Below are 20,191 nucleotides of genomic sequence, written 5' to 3'. Positions count from 1 at the left end.
CATTTCCAACATGAAAAATTTAGCTCGCTGCCAAAGATAACGCTAAATCGACAGCGACATTTAAACTTGAGCTTTTTGCCAAACCAGTCCCAGCCAAAGACAATGCAGTGCCATGATCGACCGAGGTTCGGATGAATGGCAAACCCAATGTAATATTGATGGCCTCACCAAACCCTTGTGATTTTAACACAGGTAAACCTTGATCATGGTACATAGCGAGTACAGCATCAGCATTTTTAAGATGCTCAGGGGTAAATAAGGTATCCGCAGGCAAGCTTAGGCTCATTTTAATTCCTTGCGTCCGATAAGTTTCGAGTACCGGATTAATGGTATCAATCTCTTCACGTCCTAAATAGCCATCTTCACCCGCGTGAGGATTTAAGCCACACACTAATATGCGCGGATCTATAATTTTAAATTTAGTTTTTAAGTCATGTATTAAAATATCAATGACTTGATGTAACCGCTCTTTGGTAATTGCATCAGCAACATCTCTTAAAGGCAAATGTGTAGTCGCTAAGGCAACACGCAAAGTTTTGGTTGCAAGCATCATGACGACGCGCTCTACACCTGCAATCTCTTGATAATATTCAGTGTGACCACTAAACAAAATACCTGCGTCATTAATGACTGACTTTTGTACAGGAGCAGTGGCCACCCCGACACTTTTACCAGATAACGCATAATCAGCTGAACGGCGTAATTGTTCTAATACATAAGCCGCATTAGCTGAATTTAATTGCCCATCAACAACCGCTGTTTCTAAAGGCACATGCTCTATATAAAGCTCACCTATAGATGATGATTCAGCTTGTCCCGTATATTCTACAAGTTGAACATATCTCCCTAGTTTTTGGGCACGTTGTTCTAATAAATTTCGGTCACCCAAAACAACAACAGGGCGTTCATCAACTCGCTTAGCCAAGCTCAAGCAAATATCTGGACCAATACCAGCCGGCTCACCGGAAGTGACATATAAAGGCAGCACAATCACCCCAGACACATAACGAAAATTTGTTTGATTTTAACATATCCCGCATTCATCAGTTTATGGATTAAATTATGCTGCTTAAACTGGATTTTTCTTGTGACTTTAAACAAACTCGTTTAGAATGCTGGCTCCTTTTGTTTGGACAGATTCCATAGTCCAAACCAACTATAATAGGTAGTGGTTTAATGAAAACTCTCAGCGCTAAGCCAGCTGAAGTTCAACATGACTGGTATGTTGTTGATGCTTCTGGCAAAACTTTAGGTCGCCTTGCGACTGAAATCGCTCGTCGTTTACGCGGTAAGCACAAGACTTCTTATACTCCTCACGTTGACACTGGCGATTACATCGTTGTGATTAATGCTGAACAAGTTCAAGTGACTGGTAAAAAAGCGCTTGATAAGAAATATTATCGCCATACTGGTTTCCCTGGTGGTATCCGTGAGACTAACTTCGAGAAGTTAATTGCTCACAAGCCTGAAGCTGTTCTTGAAAAAGCAGTTAAAGGTATGTTACCAAAAGGTCCTCTTGGTTATGCAATGATCAAAAAAATGAAAGTGTACGCTGGTACTGAGCATCCGCATGCTGCTCAACAGCCACAAGTTTTGGACATCTAAGGGATACAGCACATGGCTACTAATTATGGTACAGGTCGCCGTAAGACCGCAACTGCACGTGTTTTCTTGTCAGCTGGTACAGGCAAACTCGTTATTAACAACCGTACTTTAGAGCAATATTTCGGTCGTGAAACTGCTCGTATGGTTGTTCGTCAACCTTTAGAACTTTTAGAAGTTACTGAAAAGTTTGACCTTTACATCACTGTTAAAGGTGGTGGTATGGGTGGTCAAGCTGGCGCAATCCGTCACGGTATTACTCGTGCGCTTATCGCTGCTGATGAAACTTTAAAACCTGTTCTTCGTCAAGCTGGTTTCGTTACTCGTGATGCTCGTGAAGTTGAACGTAAGAAACTTGGTTTACGTAAAGCTCGTAAGCGTCCTCAATTCTCTAAACGTTAATTCGTTTATCGAGTTGGACAAAAAGCCTTGGATTTTTCCAAGGCTTTTTTATTATGAAAATAGAACAATAAAATGCAAACTTATAAATATAAACAAACTATCTCGTTAGAACCGTGATTTCCTAGAGCATTTTTAGTATCCTAATCGATTCACTCAACCACGTCGTCTTGTGATATGTCGGTCGAAAACACCTCTATTCAGGGGATTACCCTTTACAGTCATGCTGATGATTTCCGTTCTCACTGGATTCGTTTCTTATTAGCAGAAAAACAAATCAAATATCAATTGATCGTAACTGACCATGAAGACGAAGATTTGGCAAGTTTAAATCCATATAACCAATTGCCGATGTTGGTCGAGCAAAATCTTAAATTATTTTCAGCACCTATTATTGCTGAATATTTAGATGATCGTTATCGCCAAAGTAAGCTTTATGCAGATGCTCCAATGATGCGTGCAGAGCAGCGTCAATATATATGGAGACTTGAAAATGACTGGTTCAAGTTAGCAGATCACATGTTAAAACATGCTGATTCTTTAAATGTCGAACAAAAGCAAAAAGCCCAAAAAGAATTACGTGAAACTTTAATTTCACTTACTCCCCTATTTCAGCATTTTCCTTATTTTATGTCTGAGCATTTTACAATCTTGGACTGTATGCTTGCCCCTATCTTTTTAAGATTAAATAGCATGGGAATCGATTTACCCAAACAGCACTGCCGACCGATACTTTTGTATTGTAAACGTATCTTTGAGAGGCCTTCTTTTGCTAAATCAATGACGGCTCAAGAGAAAAACCGTTACAATGAACTATTAAATATGGAATAGTGTGATATGTCTGAGCAAACTATTGATTTAACCCCTACACGTCCTTATCTTGCTCGTGCAATCTATGAATGGATTTGTGATAACCAACTTACTCCTTATCTATTAGTGGATGCGACTCAGCCACATACCGATGTTCCACAGCAATTTGTTAAAGATGGCCAAATCATTTTAAATATCGTGCCTCATGCTGTTCATCAACTTATTATCGGAAATGAAGCCATTACTTTTTCTGCTCGTTTCGGGGGAGCATCAAAAGACATTTATGTACCTATTCAGGCTGTTTTAGGTATTTATGCACGTGAAAATGGACAAGGTTTATTCTTTGATCCTGAAGAATATGCCAATGTCACGCCTGTAGAAAATACAGTAGAGTCAGAAGTACAAGAAGCAATTGAAACAACATCGTCCAAGAAAAAACCAACGTTAAGAATTTTAGATTAAATTTAGAGGAAGAAAGCATGGCATTTGATTTAGTCCAATACTTTGCTGAGCAGATAAAAATTCAAAAGCCTCAGCTTTTAAATCAATATCCAGTTAATGAAAAAAATAAACTGATTGATGAAGTGAATATTCTTGCGCTTGGAAAACTGATTAGTTTATGGCGCCAAGATGACAATAAGATTTATCAAGAAATCAAAGCTGCAGATCCACTTTATATTCAGGAAGTTGCTCGCCATTTAACAACTTCTAAGCATAATCAGTCGACTTTAAAAAATGCAGAACTAGAACAGAGTATTTCTGAAATTTTAACTTTGCAGTTAGCAGAACTTAACCAACTCGATGAAACAGGTGGTTTTGGGCATAATGGTTTAAAAGAATTAATTTTAGGTCAAGTAGAACATTTATCAGGTCAGGCAGAAGATTGGGTTTGGTCAACAAACCACCTAAATGAATTAATTGGTTCTAAACCTGTGGAACAAGAAGAGCTATCATTGGATATAACAATGAAGGAGTTCAACCAAATGGTTCACCAAGCCCAACCTCATCATGATGACTTGCATATTGAAGAACAAGCTGCCGAGGTTTCTGTACCTACATGGTCAAAGATTATTGCCCCTGTCGTTGCTTTAGCAATTTTGGGCTATTTGTACTGTGCTTATACACAATTAATTGCTTAAAAATTTACCTATACAATCAATTAAATGCCACCCATAAAAGGTGGCATTTTTTATTAGACTACAATACTAAATAACATTTGTCGTTTTTTTACTTGCTGCCCTTGTTGCCCTAAAACATCATCGACCACTCCATCTACATCAGATTTAATCTGTTGCTGGATTTTCATCGCTTCAAGCACCAATAAGGTTTGCCCTTTCACAACTTGATCGCCTTTATTGACCAAAATATTCACTACAGCACCGTCCATCGGTGCACGAATTTTGCCATCACCAGCTACATCCGCTATTTCTGGGGCAGCATAGGTCACATTGCGTATCGCAACATTGCCATTATCTTTATCTAGATAAAGCTGATCACCATCTAATACATATTGGACACGGCGACGTACGCCATCAATTAAATAAACTAATTGCTCTGTCGTTCTCTCAAGCACTTCAATACAAACTGTTTGATCGCAGAGCTGTGCCTTAAACGTGTTATTTACAGAGGAAAGCTGCAATTGAATTTGCTGCTCATCATATTTAAGTTTTAATGGTAATGGTACGCCAAGCCCAGTTTGCCACACCGCAGTCACTTTACTTTGACTAAATAATGCAGCAGCAATCGCTAAATTTTCTAAAGATAGAACCTGCTTATGTAGACTGCCGTCATCTTGAAAATGCTGTTGAATAAACGCAGTATTGGTACCCCCTGTAACAACAACCGGATGGCGTAATAAATTGACCAAGAACTGCTTATTACTATTTACACCTAGCAAAACACAGTCATCTACAGCCCGAGTAAGTAAGCGAATCGCATCCTCACGGGTTTTACCGTATGCGATCACCTTCGCCACCATCGGATCATAGAAAGGGCTGACTTCATCGATTGCCAACATACCATGATCTATTCGCACATTTGGCAAAGTTGCAGGCTGCCAACGTAACACTTGACCTGTTTGTGGCAAGAAATCCTGACGTGGATCTTCGGCATACAAACGCACTTCGATTGCATGGCCGTTTAACGTCAATTCATGTTGTTGCAAAGGCAATTGTTCACCATTCGCGACACGTAACTGCCATTCAACCAAGTCTAATCCAGTAATAAGCTCAGTGACGGGGTGCTCCACTTGCAAACGAGTATTCATTTCTAAAAAATAAAATGCACCCGATGCATCAAGTAAAAACTCAACTGTACCAGCACCGACATAAGCACATGCTTTAGCCGCTGCTACAGCCGCCTCGCCCATTTTCTGACGCAGTTCGAGAGTCATGACTGGACATGGTGCTTCTTCAACGACCTTTTGGTGACGGCGTTGAATCGAACAATCACGCTCAAACAAATAAACATAATTACCATGCGTATCCCCAAAAACCTGAATTTCGACATGGCGTGGAGCAATGACCGCTTTTTCTAAAATAAGCTCACCTGAACCGAATGCATTTTCAGCTTCTGAACGTGCGGTTTGCAATGCCTCAACCAATTCGGACGACTGCTGTACCAAGCGCATACCGCGGCCACCACCGCCCGCAGAAGCTTTGACCATAATTGGAAAACCAATTTGCTCAGCTTGTATTGCTAAATATTCAAGGTCTTGCCGATCGCCTTCATAACCAGGTACACAAGGTACGCCTGCTTCAATCATGGCAATTTTTGAAAGGCGTTTACTACCCATTAACTCAATTGCAGAAGCTGTTGGCCCAATAAACGTAATCTTGTTGTCGATACAGGCCCGTGCAAAATCAGTATTTTCTGACAAAAAACCATATCCAGGATGGACCGCATCCGCCCCAGTTTTTTTACAAGCATCTATAATTTTTGCAATTGAAAGATAAGACTCCGATACTTTTGAAAGACCAATATAGACAGCTTCATCAGCCTCTTGCACATGACGAGCATTACGGTCAGCATCAGAATAAACTGCGACAGTTTGATAGCCCATTGCCTTAGCCGTTTGCATGACTCGAACTGCAATTTCACCACGATTAGCAACCAGTACTTTTGAAAATTTCATTATTTTTATCCTTATCGCTTATGACTCATCGGCCCAATTCGGCAACCGTTTCTGGATAAAAGCCATTGTTCCTTCCTGTCCTTCGGCACCACCAACTGCTTGAGCAAACTGATGAGCTGCGTCATTGAGCAAATCACTCAAAGGCTCATTGAGTGTTCGATGTAACAGTGCTTTAGTCACACGTGAAGCTTGGGGAGCTGCTCGTTTAATGTGTTGAATCGTTTCTTGTAAAGATTGCTCGAGTTCTATTTCATTATGTGCAATTTGATGAACCACTCCGACACTCAAAGCAGTCTGTCCTTCAAAACGCATGCCCAATAAAGCCAATCGACGAGCCTGAGTCAGGCCAATACGCTTCACTACAAAAGGAGCAATTTGTGCAGGAATCACACCAAGTCCCGTTTCAGGCAAACCAAACTGAGCATTATCACGGCTGATGGCAACATCGGAAACACATGCCAAACCAAAACCACCACCTAAAACTGCACCTTCTAAAATCACCACAACCGTTTGCGGTGCAGCTTCAACTTGCTCAAGCATGGCACCAAAACGGCGGTTAAAGTCAGCGTAAGGTTGTAGACTGCCGACATTGGTCGCTTCAACGCGTAAAGCAGCCATGTCTTTAATATCACCACCTGCACAAAAGGTTCCGCCTTCCCCACGGATAATTACCGCACGAATTGAAAGGTCATCGCGAATAGCATTAAAGACTTGTTGAATGGCATTGACCATCTTCAAGTTCATGGCATTACGGCTCTCTGGTCGATTTAACCAGAGATATAAAATACTGCCGTCTTGTTCTAATTGAATACTGTCATCAATATCTAAAGCTTGAAGCGATGCTGAAAGTGTCATGGTGTATTCCTTATTTTTATTTCTGTTTTTTAGGTAGGATGTCCATCAACTTGCAGATAATCCCCAACATAATCTCATCTGCACCACCACCAATAGAGCCTAAACGACCATCACGATATAACTGTGATGCAGGGTTATCCCACATAAAGCCATTGCCCCCCCAATATTGCAGACAGCTATCGGCCACTTCACGGCTTAAGCGACCTGCTTTTAGTTTTGCCATAGATGCCAGTTTGGTCACATCTTCACCCCCAATATGCTGTTCACACGCTTGGTAAGTTAATGCTTTAAGTGCTTCCACTTCGGTCATAAGCTCGGCAAAACGAAAATGGATATATTGGTTATTAATGAGTGGTTGACCAAACGTCGTACGCTCTTTGGTATAGTCGATGGTCTTTTGGATTAAATTTTCCAACCCACCAATAGCATTGGCACAAGCCCATAAACGCTCTTCCTGAAATTGCATCATTTGCATCATGAAGCCCATGCCTTCAACACCCACCAAGTTACGCTGCGGTACACGTACATTGTCTAAATAAACCTGCGCTGTAGTGGTTGAACGCATCCCTAATTTATTAAGTGGCTCTGAAAAACTAATCCCTTTAGTTTTTGCGGGCACAATAATCATCGACTTATTGACGTGTGGTTTATCATCAGACGTGTTGGCTAAAAGACAAAAGAAGTCGGCTTGCAATGAGTTGGTAATCCACATTTTGCTGCCGTTAATGACATAGTCATCGCCATCTTTTTTAGCAGTCGTTTTAATAGCAGCAACATCCGAACCAGCATGCACTTCTGATACTGCAATGGATGCAACATAGTCCCCAGCAATCGCTGGTGTTAAAAACTCATCGCGTAATTCTTTACTGCCAAAACGTGCCAAAGCAGGTGTAGCCATATCGGTTTGTACACCAATAGCTAAAGGCACCCCGCCACAAGCCGCATATCCAATTTCTTCTGCAACTACAAGGTTATAAGAATAATCTAAAGCTAAACCACCATTTTCTTCTGGCTTACAAATCCCTAATAAACCAAGATCACCCATTTTTTTAAATACGTCGTGGATTGGAAATTTCCCCGCAGCTTCCCATTCTGGAATATGTGGATTCAGCTCATTTTGAACAAATTGACGAGCTGTACGGCGCAATGCTTCATGTTCGGTAGTAAATTTCATTGTGTTATTCCTATTAATTTTTTTAATTGCGGTAAAGGTTGATTAAAAACGAGACACACCAAAACGAGTTGGATTCAACTCTCGTTGCTGTGCTTCATAAATGGTTTGTAAAAGGAAAATTAATAATTTTCGAGTATCTCGCGGATCGATAATGCCGTCGTCATGTAGCATGGCCGTATTGAAAAGCGCGGTAGATTGCTGCTCTAATTTCATGGCCGTACTTTGCTCAAGAAAATCAAGTATTTGCGAATTAGGCTCCTGACCGGAAGCTTTTTGCTTTCCTTCAGCCACAATGCGTAGCACCTTTCCGGCTTGAGCAGCGCCCATTACAGCAACATGCGAGTTCGGCCAAGCAAAAATAAAATCTGGTGATAGGCTTCGACCACACATCGCGTAGTTACCAGCACCATATGAGCCTGCCACAATGATCGAAATTTTAGGTATGGTACAATTCGCAACCGCCTGAATCAGTTTCGAGCCATGTTTGATAATGCCATTTTGTTCGGCGTCGGTTCCCACCATAAAACCTGTGGTGTTATGCAAGAATAATAACGGACGCTTGGTCTGTTCACACAGATGAATAAACTGAGCTGCTTTCGCCGCTCCTTGAGGAGTAATCGGGCCATTATTGGTAATAATGCCTATATGTAATCCACCAATTTTTGCCCAACCACACACCGTTAAATCATCATATTCCTGTTTAAATTCTAGAAAATCTGAATCATCAATAATGCGGGCAACCACTTCTTTCATATTGAATGGTTGTTTAGGATCATTTGGAATTACACCCAACAGTTCCTCGGCATCGTAACGAGGCTCTTTATAAGTCAGATCAACTGGTTTGATTTGCTCTTTCCAGTTCAGGTGTTCAAAAATTTCACGTGCAAGTCGAATACCATCAGCATCATTTTCTGCTAAGTATTCTGCTGTTCCAGCAACCTGCGCATGCATTTCTGCTCCGCCCAACTCTTCAGCTGTTGCAACTTCACCAGTTGCTGCTAAAAGTAAAGGTGGGCCTGCAAGAAGCATTTCAGTTTGTTTGCGTACAGCAATCACATAATCCGAAAGACCGGGTTGATAAGCCCCTCCTGCCGTTGCATTCCCATGTACCACTGCAAGTTGAGGAATACCAGCCGCTGAAAGACGTGCCTGATTGGCAAAGGTCATACCGCCATAGGTAAATACTTCTGCTGCATAATTTAAGTTGGCACCGCCACTTTCGGTCAGCGTAATCAATGGGAGTTTTTGTTCTAAGGCAATTTTTTGCAGGCGTAAGGTTTTCTGCACACCCATAGGTGACATGGTTCCGCCTTTGATTGCACTATTACTTGCAGAGACCAGACAACGCACACCACTTACAAAACCAATGCCAGCAATTACCCCACCACCAGCTTCTGAACCATCCTTATCATCATGCATGTTGTAGCCAACTAAGCCACATAGCTCAACAAAAGGTGAATCAGCATCGAGTAACAATCGCACACGTTCATGCGGCAAAATTTTGCCTTTTTTATCGAACTTAGGTTTGGCAGCATATGATTTATCAATGCTTTTTTGCTGAATTGCACGGACTTCACTCAGCTGAGCAAGCAGTGCCTCTTTATTCTTTTGATACTGTTCACTGCCAACAGCGATCTCTGAGAGAAGAATTGTCATTGTTATTCCTCCTCAGCCTCAGTCTTTTTCTGAAAGATTTCAGGAATAAATGCACGGTGAAAACCATTATAAGACTGACTATTTGTCGCCTCAGTTAGTGGATACATACGCGTACCTTGCGATGCGGCACCATCGATACGTAAAGTTACACCTGACACAAAAGCCGCAGCATCGGACAGTAAATAACAAATCGCCGATGATACTTCCGACTCAGTTCCCATGCGTTTTAATGGTACATTGCCAGCAAGACTTGGAATAATTACTTTGGCAAAATCACCACTATAATTATCCATACCAGATGATACGATCCACCCCGGAGCAACCGCATTTACACGAACTCCAGATTTACCCCATTCAACTGATGCAGTTTTGGTTAAGTTATCTACTCCTGAACGTGCAGCACCTGAATGCCCCATTCCCGGCATTCCACCCCACATATCGGCAGTCATGTTGACAATACTACCGCCATGTTTTGCCATCCATTGGTTATAAGCTTCACGCATTAAATAGAAAGTTGCATGCAAGTTATTACGTACTACGGCATCAAAGCCATTCGCAGAAATATTCTCTAATGCTGACGGGAACTGACCGCCTGCATTGTTCACCAAACCGTCCAATTTGCCGAATTTCTCAATCACGTCGGCAATCATATTTTTCACTTGTTCTTCTTCACGGTTATCACAGACAATGCAATGAACCAGTCCGCCATCTTCTGTAATTTCTTGGCTTACTTTCTCTAATTTTTCAATTTTTCGTCCTGTAATCACCACTTGAGCGCCAAGGGCTGCAAGCTCATGTGACGTACAACGGCCAATTCCTGAGCCCCCACCTGTCACAATAATGACTTTATTAGCAAAAGCATCTGGTCTAAAAATTGATTGATAACTCATCTTTGTTTCATCCATTCATTTTATTTTTCTAAAAGATTTGCCGGAACTTTTACAGGCATATCCAATAATTGTTGAGCAAATGCTTTACCTTGCGGATCGATACGTAGGCTTGCAACACCACCACCACCCAAGGCATTCTCCAACATAAAATTCAGTGCATTTAAACCCGGTAACTCGTAACGAATTACACTTCCCTTTTCAGCATCCAAGACATGCTGCATATAACTTGCAACAGCTTGTTCAGTCAGTGCTGCACGAATCCATGGTAAATATTTTGCTTTCCGCGCAATCACACCGATATTGCTATGATTGCCTTTATCACCACTGCGAGCATGCGCAATTTCAATCAAAGGAACTTCAATTTCATTCCCTTGATAAACTGCATTTTCACCCGTTGCTAAAGTATTGAATTGCTCTGTAGAAGTGTCCCGAGGAATCTCAACCGGATAACGGTTCCCCTCAAAATCGATTTCGACATTGACCTGATCTTTATCAATTAAAAATGAAAATAACTTAATGACTGGCGATGCTTTTGGTCGGCCTCCAACAATTCCCGCCAAGGCTGGAGCCATGCCTGTAGAGGCCTGTGCAATTTCTGATGCAAAGAACATACATGCTTCTTTAAACATGTGTTTTACAGCTATTTTGACCACAACTTCGCGACTATTTATTGCTTGGGCATGTTCGCCATAAGTACTTTCAATACCTAAGATTTCAACCGATTTTTCACTAAACGGTGGCACTGAGCGCATTGCTAAAACACGCTCACATTTAGTCAAAATCGCATCAGCAATCACTTGCGCTTTTTGTGGTGCCTCACGTCCTGCAATTAAGAAACTGACTAAAACCCGATAGCCATCAGGATAAGTTGCACTGACTTTATATTGTGCAGTCGGTGCTTGTCCTTTTGCCCCCATCACACGAACTCGATTTTCCCCGACTTGTTCTAAATGCACCTGACTAAAATCAGCAATTACATCTGGTAGTAAATACGCTTGAGGATTACCAATTTCATAGACAATTTGCTCAGCAACCGTTGCGGTAGATACCAGACCACCTGTTCCCTGCGGTTTAGTCACAACAAATGAACCATCTTCACTCACTTCAACTACAGGGAACCCCATATTGTCAAAGCCTTGTACCAATTGCCAATCAGTAAAGTTACCACCCGTACACTGCGCACCACACTCAATCACATGGCCTGCTAATGAACCTTGTGCCAATTTGTCATAGTCATCGACCGACCATTGATATTCATGGAGCAACGGTGCAAGGACCACAGCAGAGTCAACAACACGGCCAGTAAGCACAATATCTGCGCCTAAATTCAAAGCATCACGAATAGCCACCGCACCTAAATAAGCATTACTGCTCGCCACTTGTTCTGGCAAAGCTTCACCGCTAAACATTTCCTGAATATTTTGCTGTTTGAGTTGTTCATGCTCCGCTAAAAGATCATCGCCTAAAATCACGGCAACTTTCAGATCTAGACCATATTCTTTAATTATTTTTTGCAAGGCATCTCGACACGCCAGTGGATTAACACCACCAGCATTACTAATCACCTTAATTTTTTTTTCTGCAATTTTTTTAAGTAGAGGTGCCATCACTCGACTGACAAAATCCAAAGCATAACCATGCTTTGGTTCTATCATCTTCGCTTTTGCCATAATCGACATGGTGATCTCTGACAAATAATCAAAAACCAAATAATTAATATCGGTTAGATGTACCAATTGGAAAGCGGCAGTATTGGTATCTCCCCAGAATCCAGAGGCACAACCTATTTTTACGACACGTTCATCATCCTGTTGATTACTTGCCATCCTATTTCTCATTATTTTGTTTAAAAATTACACTCAACATTACCAAGCAAGCGCTTGGTTTGTAAAGAGCAAAATGTTATTGTTAAATTGACCAAAACTGCCAAACTCGACAGCTCAGCTAAAACAAAATGAGATTTGACAAACTTTCCTGTTAAGTATTTTTATATAAAGGACTCAGCTTTCGCATGATTGCTACTTCAATTGAACAGATTCCAAATATTTCTTGCTTTGACGACAGCCCACGTGGTCGTTTATTACAGGGAGCCGCTTATTTATTTCACAAGCAAGGCTACGATAAAACCACTGTACGCGAACTTGCTCAATTTATTGGAATTCAATCAGGTAGCTTATTTCATCACTTCAAAAGTAAAGATGACATCCTCGCTCATGTGATGGAGGAAACTATTATTTACAATCTTGCTCGTTTAGAAGATGCAGCAGCTCAATCTACTGATCCAGAACAACAATTACGTGCCCTTATTAAAGCTGAACTCATTTCAATTACTGGAGATACAGGTGCAGCCATGGCTGTTTTGGTTTATGAATGGTTTACCCTGTCAAAAGAAAAACAAGATTATCTTCTAAAAATGCGTAATGAATATGAGCAAATCTGGTTAGATGTGATTGAAAAATTATGTACTCAGGGCACGATAAAACATGATGCCTTTATTTGGCGAAGATTAGTTGGTGGTGCAATTTCGTGGACCGTAACTTGGTATAAAGCTGAGGGTAAAGTCAAAATTGATGAGTTAACCGAAATGGTCTGGGAGATGGCTTTGAAATGAGTTCTGTAATATCTTAGAATTTGAGGAAAAATATGGAAAGAACATGAACGTTTGGCAATTTTAAATGAAGAATGGATAGACAAATAAAATCATTACAATCAATTTTTTTAAATCTTAAAGGTATCTATGGGAAGAAAATCAAAACACCACTATATTCCTAAATGTTATTTAAAAGAATTTACTAAGGATAGAAAAACTACATCATTATTTTGGTGTATTCCAAACAATAACACCAAATCTTTTCAAACAAGTCCAAATGACTCATGTGCCCAACGTGACTATTATACAATAGACCATATAGATCCATTAATTATTGAAGATTTCTATGCAAATCAAGTTGAACCTAAAATCAGCCTCGCCATTAATTACATAAATAAATATGCGTCAATCCCACAAAGAAATGAAAGACAAAACCTAGTTTTACTTATGGCTGCTTTGTATTTACGAGTACCATTTTTTCGACAACTAGTCCAAAAACCTTTAGAGCAAATGAAAGAAATTATTACGAGTATGGAAAAAGATGTCTCCATATCTAATAAGGATGAATTCAATTTTAATCAAACAGATCTGATTAGAATTGAAACAAAACTTCTTAGTAGAATACAAAACTATCTAACAACTAAATATTTCCAGTTATTTGTCATCAATGAGCCAGATTTATATATTATTACTAGTGACAATCCATTTGTATTAACTCATCCACTGGAAGATGAGCAAAACTTTTCTTTCGGGCTGAATACGCCCAATATTGAAATATTAATACCTATAACTAAAAAAGCTTTTATAATTGCTAAGAATGAGCCTTGTAACGAAATCAGTTTCATCGCTGATAAAAAGTTAGTGGCTTTAGTGAATACTAAACTCTTATTAAATTCTCATAAATATATTTATAGCTGTGACGATAAAATTTTATTGTTAGATAGTGAATTGAAAGTCTATGAACACCATATTCAATCAGGATAAAACTTAACAAATCGTCAAGTACTAACAATAATATTTGACGATCTAAGGAAAAATTTAGGCACTATATAAGATAGAATACAATCAATACCTTAACTGTTTACTAATCAAATCTTTCATAATTTCTTCAGCACCGCCACCTATCATATTGACCTTCACTTCACGGTAAATACGTTCAGACTTGGTACCTCGCATAAAGCCCATGCCGCCCAACGTTTGTACCGCTGCATCAGCGCAAAATTGCATAGTACGAGTCGCAACATTTTTTAGCATTGAAATTTGAGCCACCAACTCAGGTCCTTGTAATTTTGGCTGAGTCATTTTCCATGCAGTTTCTTCAAGTAATGCCCGTGTTGAAGTTAATTGCGTTGCCATATCTACCAATTTATGACGAATCACTTGATGATCAATTAATCGCTTACCAAAAGTTTTGCGTTGCTGTGCCCAGTCTACGGCTTCTTCGTAACAGACTAATGCATACCCATAAGCTACTACACCTAAGAAAAAGCGCTCCATATTAAAGTTATTCATAATGACTTTAAAACCGGCATTTTCTTTGCCGAGCAGATTTGATACAGGTACTCGTACTTGGTCAAAATGCAAATGAGCTGTATCAGAAGCCCACCATCCCATTTTCTTTAAAGGTGTTTTAGTAATTCCGTCGCTATGTGCATCAACTAACAACATTGAAATACCTTCTGCACCTGTTTTAGTTGGATCTGTACGCACCGCAACAGTATAGTAATCTGCACGAATTCCCGATGTGATAAATGTCTTTTCACCTGAGACAATATAGTAATCACCATCACGAACGGCTTTCGTTTGTAATGCAGCAACATCAGAACCACCACCAGGTTCTGTAATAGCTAAAGCAGAAATTTTTTCACCAGAAATAATACTCGGAAGGACTTTTGCTTTTAACTCCTCACTTCCAAAGTGCTGAATTGGCGGAGCACCAATTGTGTGTACCATCAAGGAGATATGCACTCCACCCGACCCAGCCTTCGCCATTTCTATACCAGCCAATAATGAATAGAATGGATCAGCATCGGGAATGCCACCATATTCATCAGAGAACCCTAACCCCAATAAACCAATCTCAGCAGCTTTTTTATAAAGATCTCTAGGAAATGTCTCAGCTTCATCCCATTCATTAACGAAAGGTGCTATTTCTTTTTGTACAAATCGGCGAACATTATCAGCAAAAGCAATATGTTGTTCATTATAGTAAATTGGATTGGGTTGCATTTTTAGAGATATCCTGGTGTTTTTATTTAATTCCAGAGCATATCTTGTCATGTTTACCATCAATCAAAAGTTGCAAGAACCTCCAATTTCTTGGCATAAAACATCAAACCTAATAATTCTTATCAAACTGTAAAATCTATATTCTTAGACAGCACCGAAATCCACGAGCAGCATAATAAGATTGCGCCCCATTATGATAAATAAAGACCCGACCATAACGACGATCTGCAAAAATTGCTCCATCTAACTGTCGAATCTCATCTGGGGTTTTGAGCCAACTTGATGTTTTAAGATCAAACTCCCCTAAATTTTGTAATTCATGATATTGCTCCTCTGTGAGAAGCTCGGCTCCCATTTCTTTAGCCGCCTCGATTGCACTATTCTTAGGAGGATGATCTTTTCTAGCCACCAAAGCTTCTCGATCATAACAAAGACTTCTACGACCTTTCGGTGTCTCAGGAGAACAATCTACAAATAAATATTCATCGCTCTTTGGGTCATAAGCCACAATGTCTGGCTCTCCTCCGGTATTCTCCATTTCTTGCAATGACCATAATTTTTCAGGAGATTTAATGAGTTTAGTTTGCGCCTTAGTCCATCTTATTTCTTTATGACGATGTAAATTCTTTTCGAATCTATCTTTTAATATTTCAATTAAAATTTCTATCTGCTTTGGAGCTAGTTGCTGTTTTGCTGTCATTAAATAAATCCTTATATTTATTAAGCTGAACGCCCATCAAAATAATTTATTGTTATTTTTTCTAAGTCTATGTCATCTATGCATCTAACATTAATAGCAAAAATAGAATTACCTTCTGCATCTATACCTTGAGCATAAGGATGGATCCCACAATTCTCCTTCCACTACAAATTTAATCTGACCGCAATGACAACTTCCTTGATATTTCATTTGTCTTACTCTTTATAATTTTCATGCTACTTACTTTTCCAGTTTAAAGAATAAGTTTCCATATAAAAATGTAATCTAATTAATCAATATTGATTTAGAAGACTACGATAATAATGATCTTAAGTTTGAATTTAAGGGCCCGTATGTAGGACTGGAAGCTCATTTTTAAATCAGAATGAACTCGAAATTTCCCTCCCATATAAAAAAGGACTCTTCTGGAGTCTTTTTTATTGCCTAAAATTGATTAAATCTTCAATATCATTTTATTTTTGCATAAAAAAACACCCCCAACTTAGGTTGGGGGTGTTTAGAATAATGAGCTGGCGATGACTTACTCTCACATGGGAAACCCCACACTACCATCAGCGCTAAGAGGTTTCACTTCTGAGTTCGGGAAGGGATCAGGTGGTTCACTCTTGCTATGGTCGCCAGCACAACTGGTATGGATACTAGCATTGGTCTTAATATGCCGATGCGTTTTCCAAATCTTTACAGATGGGCTGATTGAGTCTTGATATTTTGTTCATTTTAGCTAAGCGTATAACTAAATCAAGTTGATTTGTACATTAATGAATCGATTGATGCTATATATACAACTGCTTGGGTGTTGTATAGTCAAGCCTCACGAGCAATTAGTATTGGTCAGCTTCACATATCACTATGCTTCCACATCCAACCTATCAACGTCCTAGTCTCGAACGGCTCTTTAGAGGACATAAAGTCCTAGGGAAATCTTATCTTGAGGTAGGCTTCCCGCTTAGATGCTTTCAGCGGTTATCCCTTCCGAACATAGCTACCCGGCGATGCGACTGGCGTCACAACCGGTACACCAGAGGTTCGTCCACTCTGGTCCTCTCGTACTAGGAGCAGATCCTCTCAAATTTCCAGCGCCCACGGTAGATAGGGACCGAACTGTCTCACGACGTTCTAAACCCAGCTCGCGTACCTCTTTAAATGGCGAACAGCCATACCCTTGGGACCTGCTTCAGCCCCAGGATGAGATGAGCCGACATCGAGGTGCCAAACACCGCCGTCGATATGAACTCTTGGGCGGTATCAGCCTGTTATCCCCAGAGTACCTTTTATCCGTTGAGCGATGGCCCTTCCATACAGAACCACCGGATCACTAAGACCTACTTTCGTACCTGCTCGACTTGTGGGTCTCGCAGTTAAGCGCGCTTTTGCCTTTATACTCTACGCGTGATTTCCGACCACGCTGAGCGCACCTTCGTACTCCTCCGTTACTCTTTAGGAGGAGACCGCCCCAGTCAAACTACCCACCAGACATGGTCCTCGCCCCGGATTACGGGGCAGAGTTAGAACCTCAACATTACCAGGGTGGTATTTCAAGGACGGCTCCATTGGAACTAGCGTTCCAACTTCAAAGCCTCCCACCTATCCTACACAAGTAAGGTCAAAGTTCAATGTCAAGCTGCAGTAAAGGTTCACGGGGTCTTTCCGTCTAGCCGCGGGTACACTGCATCTTCACAGCGATTTCGATTTCACTGAGCCTCTGCTGGAGACAGCGCCGCCATCATTATGCCATTCGTGCAGGTCGGAACTTACCCGACAAGGAATTTCGCTACCTTAGGACCGTTATAGTTACGGCCGCCGTTTACTGGGGCTTCGATCAAGAGCTTCGCTTACGCTAACCCCATCAATTAACCTTCCAGCACCGGGCAGGCATCACACCCTATACGTCCACTTTCGTGTTTGCAGAGTGCTATGTTTTTAATAAACAGTTGCAGCGGCCTGGTTTCTGTGGCTGTCATCAGCTCAGGAAGCAAGTTCCATCACCAACAACAGCGTACCTTCTCCCGAAGTTACGGTACCATTTTGCCTAGTTCCTTCAGCAGAGTTCTCTCAAGCGCCTTGGTCTACTCGACCTGACCACCTGTGTCGGTTTAGGGTACGATTCCTGTGTAACTGAAGCTTAGAGACTTTTCCTGGAAGCATGGTATCAGCCACTTCGCTGTACAAGTACAGCTTGCTATCAGATCTCAGCATAGAGCACCCCGGATTTGCCTAAGATGCATGCCTACTTCCTTTCACCTGGACAACCAACGCCAGGCTGACTTAACCTTCTCCGTCCTCTCATCGCATTACACAGAAGTATTGGAATATTAACCAATTTCCCATCGACTACGCCTTTCGGCCTCGCCTTAGGGGTCGACTCACCCAGCCCCGATTAACGTTGGACTGGAACCCTTGGTCTTTCGGCGAACGGGTTTTTCACCCGTTTTGTCGTTACTCACGTCAGCATTCGCACTTCTGATACCTCCAGCATACTTCTCAATACACCTTCATCGGCTTACAGAACGCTCCCCTACCACTTGACTTAAAAGTCAAATCCGCAGCTTCGGCACATAGTTTTAGCCCCGTTACATCTTCCGCGCAGGCCGACTCGACTAGTGAGCTATTACGCTTTCTTTAAAGGGTGGCTGCTTCTAAGCCAACCTCCTAGCTGTCTATGCCTTCCCACATCGTTTCCCACTTAACTATGATTTTGGGGCCTTAGCTGGCGGTCTGGATTGTTTTCCTCTTGACTACGGACGTTAGCACCCGCAGTCTGTCTCCCGGATAGTACTCATAGGTATTCGGAGTTTGCATCGGTTTGGTAAGTCGGGATGACCCCCTAGCCGAAACAGTGCTCTACCCCCTATGGTATTCGTCCGAGGCGCTACCTAAATAGCTTTCGGGGAGAACCAGCTATCACCAGGCTTGATTAGCCTTTCACCCCTATCCACAAGTCATCCCCTGGCTTTTCAACGACAGTGGGTTCGGTCCTCCAGTTAGTGTTACCCAACCTTCAACCTGCTCATGGATAGATCGCCTGGTTTCGGGTCTATACCCAGCAACTAAACGCCCTATTAAGACTCGATTTCTCTACGGCTCCCCTATACGGTTAACCTCGCTACTGAATATAAGTCGCTGACCCATTATACAAAAGGTACGCAGTCACCGAACAAGTCGGCTCCCACTGCTTGTATGCATGCGGTTTCAGGATCTATTTCACTCCCCTCACAGGGGTTCTTTTCGCCTTTCCCTCACGGTACTGGTTCACTATCGGTCAGTCAGGAGTATTTAGCCTTGGAGGATGGTCCCCCCATATTCAGACAAGGTTTCACGTGCCTCGCCCTACTCGTCATCATTATGTGTGCCCTTTCGTGTACGGGAATATCACCCTCTACGTTCGCACTTCCCAGAGCGTTCCACTAAAACACACATAACTTAATGGGCTGATCCCCGTTCGCTCGCCGCTACTAAGGGAATCTCAATTGATTTCTTTTCCTAAGGGTACTGAGATGTTTCACTTCCCCTCGTTCGCCTTGCAACACTATGTATTCATGTTGCAATACCTACCTTAAAGTAGGTGGGTTCCCCCATTCAGAAATCTCCGGATCACAGGATATTTGCCGCCTCCCCGGAGCTTATCGCAGGCTATTACGTCTTTCATCGCCTCTGACTGCCAAGGCATCCACCACATGCACTTAATTACTTGACTATACAACCCCAAACAGTCGTTATTACCTACAAGGAGTAATAAGACATGATCAATGATTTCTCATCAATCTCTTACAGTTTGAAGTACTGTGTATTTAAACACTGTACAGCTTCAATCTAATTCATATACCAAAACGCTTGATTCAGTTAATTTGCTAGTTCTCAATTCATTTAGATCAATTGCTTAATCTAAACTCTTGAGTGAACAATTTATTTCAGACTCAATTTTGCCAATCTGTTAATGAATAAACATGCCTTCGTCAGGTCATGCTTAATACCGTGATACTTAAATCACAGAAGTTAATAAACTAAGATCTAATCCCTATTTACTAATTTCTGTAATCTGAACTTCTCTTAAGTTCTGGTGGAGACTAGGAGAGTCGAACTCCTGACCTCCTGCGTGCAAAGCAGGCGCTCTACCAACTAAGCTAAGTCCCCA

Annotated in this window: 16 protein-coding genes, 1 tRNA gene, 2 rRNA genes and 2 pseudogenes; 8 read left to right on the top strand and 13 right to left on the bottom strand. The window is 41.3% G+C overall.

The genetic code is table 11. From position 1 onward, the window contains the following. Positions 1–19: 19 nt before the first annotated feature. The gene (gene pdxA, locus F935_RS17970; protein ID WP_016140157.1) at positions 20–1,003 is read right to left on the bottom strand and encodes a 4-hydroxythreonine-4-phosphate dehydrogenase PdxA; all 984 of its coding nucleotides are present in this window, start codon (positions 1,001–1,003) and stop codon (positions 20–22) included. A gap of 173 nt (positions 1,004–1,176) precedes the next feature. Between pdxA and rplM the strand changes: the two genes are divergently transcribed. The 5 genes from rplM (at position 1,177) to F935_RS17945 (ending at position 3,950) form a co-directional block, all read left to right on the top strand. Then, complete coding sequence (gene rplM, locus F935_RS17965; RefSeq protein ID WP_003656097.1) at positions 1,177–1,605, top strand: 50S ribosomal protein L13; 429 nt, start codon at positions 1,177–1,179, stop codon at positions 1,603–1,605. A gap of 12 nt (positions 1,606–1,617) precedes the next feature. Continuing rightward, entirely contained in the window at positions 1,618–2,004 is a 387-nt protein-coding gene (rpsI, locus tag F935_RS17960) for a 30S ribosomal protein S9 (protein WP_016140156.1), read from the top strand. A 174-nt stretch (positions 2,005–2,178) separates the two neighbouring features. Further along, positions 2,179–2,832, top strand: coding sequence for a glutathione S-transferase N-terminal domain-containing protein (locus tag F935_RS17955; RefSeq protein ID WP_016140155.1), 654 nt, complete (start codon positions 2,179–2,181; stop codon positions 2,830–2,832). A gap of 6 nt (positions 2,833–2,838) precedes the next feature. After that, positions 2,839–3,273 (top strand): ClpXP protease specificity-enhancing factor, encoded by a 435-nt coding sequence (locus F935_RS17950; protein WP_016140154.1) that lies wholly within the window; start codon positions 2,839–2,841, stop codon positions 3,271–3,273. 17 nt (positions 3,274–3,290) lie between these two features. Then, positions 3,291–3,950, top strand: coding sequence for a hypothetical protein (locus F935_RS17945; protein WP_016140153.1), 660 nt, complete (start codon positions 3,291–3,293; stop codon positions 3,948–3,950). 53 nt (positions 3,951–4,003) lie between these two features. Here F935_RS17945 and F935_RS17940 read toward each other — a convergent pair whose 3' ends face one another. The 6 genes from F935_RS17940 to F935_RS17915 are packed head-to-tail and all read right to left on the bottom strand — an operon-like array spanning position 4,004 to position 12,345. Continuing rightward, positions 4,004–5,944: an acetyl/propionyl/methylcrotonyl-CoA carboxylase subunit alpha gene (locus F935_RS17940; RefSeq protein ID WP_016140152.1), complete on the bottom strand. Its 1,941-nt coding sequence runs from the start codon at positions 5,942–5,944 to the stop codon at positions 4,004–4,006. An 18-nt stretch (positions 5,945–5,962) separates the two neighbouring features. Next, a complete protein-coding gene (locus F935_RS17935) occupies positions 5,963–6,799 on the bottom strand; it encodes an enoyl-CoA hydratase/isomerase family protein (protein WP_016140151.1) in 837 nt (278 codons plus the stop codon). Between the two features lie 16 nt (positions 6,800–6,815). After that, on the bottom strand, positions 6,816–7,973 hold the full coding sequence (locus F935_RS17930) for an acyl-CoA dehydrogenase family protein (RefSeq protein ID WP_016140150.1): 1,158 nt from the start codon (positions 7,971–7,973) through the stop codon (positions 6,816–6,818). Positions 7,974–8,015: 42 nt separating this feature from the next. Then, positions 8,016–9,629: an acyl-CoA carboxylase subunit beta gene (locus F935_RS17925; protein WP_016140149.1), complete on the bottom strand. Its 1,614-nt coding sequence runs from the start codon at positions 9,627–9,629 to the stop codon at positions 8,016–8,018. Between the two features lie 2 nt (positions 9,630–9,631). Then, positions 9,632–10,519, bottom strand: a complete 888-nt coding sequence (locus F935_RS17920; protein ID WP_016140148.1) for an SDR family oxidoreductase — start codon at positions 10,517–10,519, stop codon at positions 9,632–9,634. Positions 10,520–10,539: 20 nt separating this feature from the next. Beyond that, complete coding sequence (locus F935_RS17915; RefSeq protein ID WP_016140147.1) at positions 10,540–12,345, bottom strand: acyclic terpene utilization AtuA family protein; 1,806 nt, start codon at positions 12,343–12,345, stop codon at positions 10,540–10,542. Positions 12,346–12,530: 185 nt separating this feature from the next. Here F935_RS17915 and F935_RS17910 point away from each other — a divergent pair, with 185 nt between their 5' ends. Together F935_RS17910 and F935_RS17905 are read left to right on the top strand one after the other, a co-directional pair. Beyond that, the gene (locus F935_RS17910; RefSeq protein ID WP_016140146.1) at positions 12,531–13,130 is read left to right on the top strand and encodes a TetR/AcrR family transcriptional regulator; all 600 of its coding nucleotides are present in this window, start codon (positions 12,531–12,533) and stop codon (positions 13,128–13,130) included. Between the two features lie 126 nt (positions 13,131–13,256). After that, entirely contained in the window at positions 13,257–14,093 is an 837-nt protein-coding gene (locus tag F935_RS17905) for a DUF4238 domain-containing protein (RefSeq protein WP_016140145.1), read from the top strand. An 81-nt stretch (positions 14,094–14,174) separates the two neighbouring features. On the opposite strand, the gene F935_RS17900 is transcribed toward F935_RS17905, so the two are convergent. The 3 genes and pseudogenes from F935_RS17900 to F935_RS18065 all read right to left on the bottom strand — a co-directional run bounded on the left by F935_RS17900 (position 14,175) and on the right by F935_RS18065 (position 16,248). Next, entirely contained in the window at positions 14,175–15,338 is a 1,164-nt protein-coding gene (locus tag F935_RS17900) for an acyl-CoA dehydrogenase family protein (RefSeq protein ID WP_016140144.1), read from the bottom strand. Between the two features lie 136 nt (positions 15,339–15,474). Then, positions 15,475–16,038: a DUF4256 domain-containing protein gene (locus F935_RS17895; RefSeq protein ID WP_016140143.1), complete on the bottom strand. Its 564-nt coding sequence runs from the start codon at positions 16,036–16,038 to the stop codon at positions 15,475–15,477. Between the two features lie 20 nt (positions 16,039–16,058). Continuing rightward, a pseudogene (locus F935_RS18065) lies at positions 16,059–16,248 on the bottom strand (hypothetical protein). Positions 16,249–16,327: 79 nt separating this feature from the next. Between F935_RS18065 and F935_RS19125 the strand changes: the two are divergent. Continuing rightward, positions 16,328–16,417: pseudogene (locus F935_RS19125) on the top strand (hypothetical protein); the annotation flags it as partial. Between the two features lie 149 nt (positions 16,418–16,566). Here the strand turns inward: F935_RS19125 and rrf are convergent. The 3 genes from rrf to F935_RS17880 all read right to left on the bottom strand — a co-directional run bounded on the left by rrf (position 16,567) and on the right by F935_RS17880 (position 20,190). Continuing rightward, positions 16,567–16,681: ribosomal RNA gene (gene rrf / locus F935_RS17890) — 5S ribosomal RNA — on the bottom strand. A 178-nt stretch (positions 16,682–16,859) separates the two neighbouring features. Beyond that, a 23S ribosomal RNA gene (locus tag F935_RS17885) occupies positions 16,860–19,753 on the bottom strand. Positions 19,754–20,114: 361 nt separating this feature from the next. Further along, positions 20,115–20,190: transfer RNA gene (locus tag F935_RS17880), tRNA-Ala, on the bottom strand. Between the last annotated feature and the right edge of the window lies 1 nt (position 20,191).

It is taken from the genome of Acinetobacter calcoaceticus ANC 3811 (genome assembly GCF_000399665.1).
Classification (GTDB): Bacteria; Pseudomonadota; Gammaproteobacteria; order Pseudomonadales; family Moraxellaceae; genus Acinetobacter; species Acinetobacter calcoaceticus_B.
The sequence above is the reverse complement of the archived record's forward strand: the minus strand, read 5'-3'. Positions and strand labels throughout refer to the sequence as shown.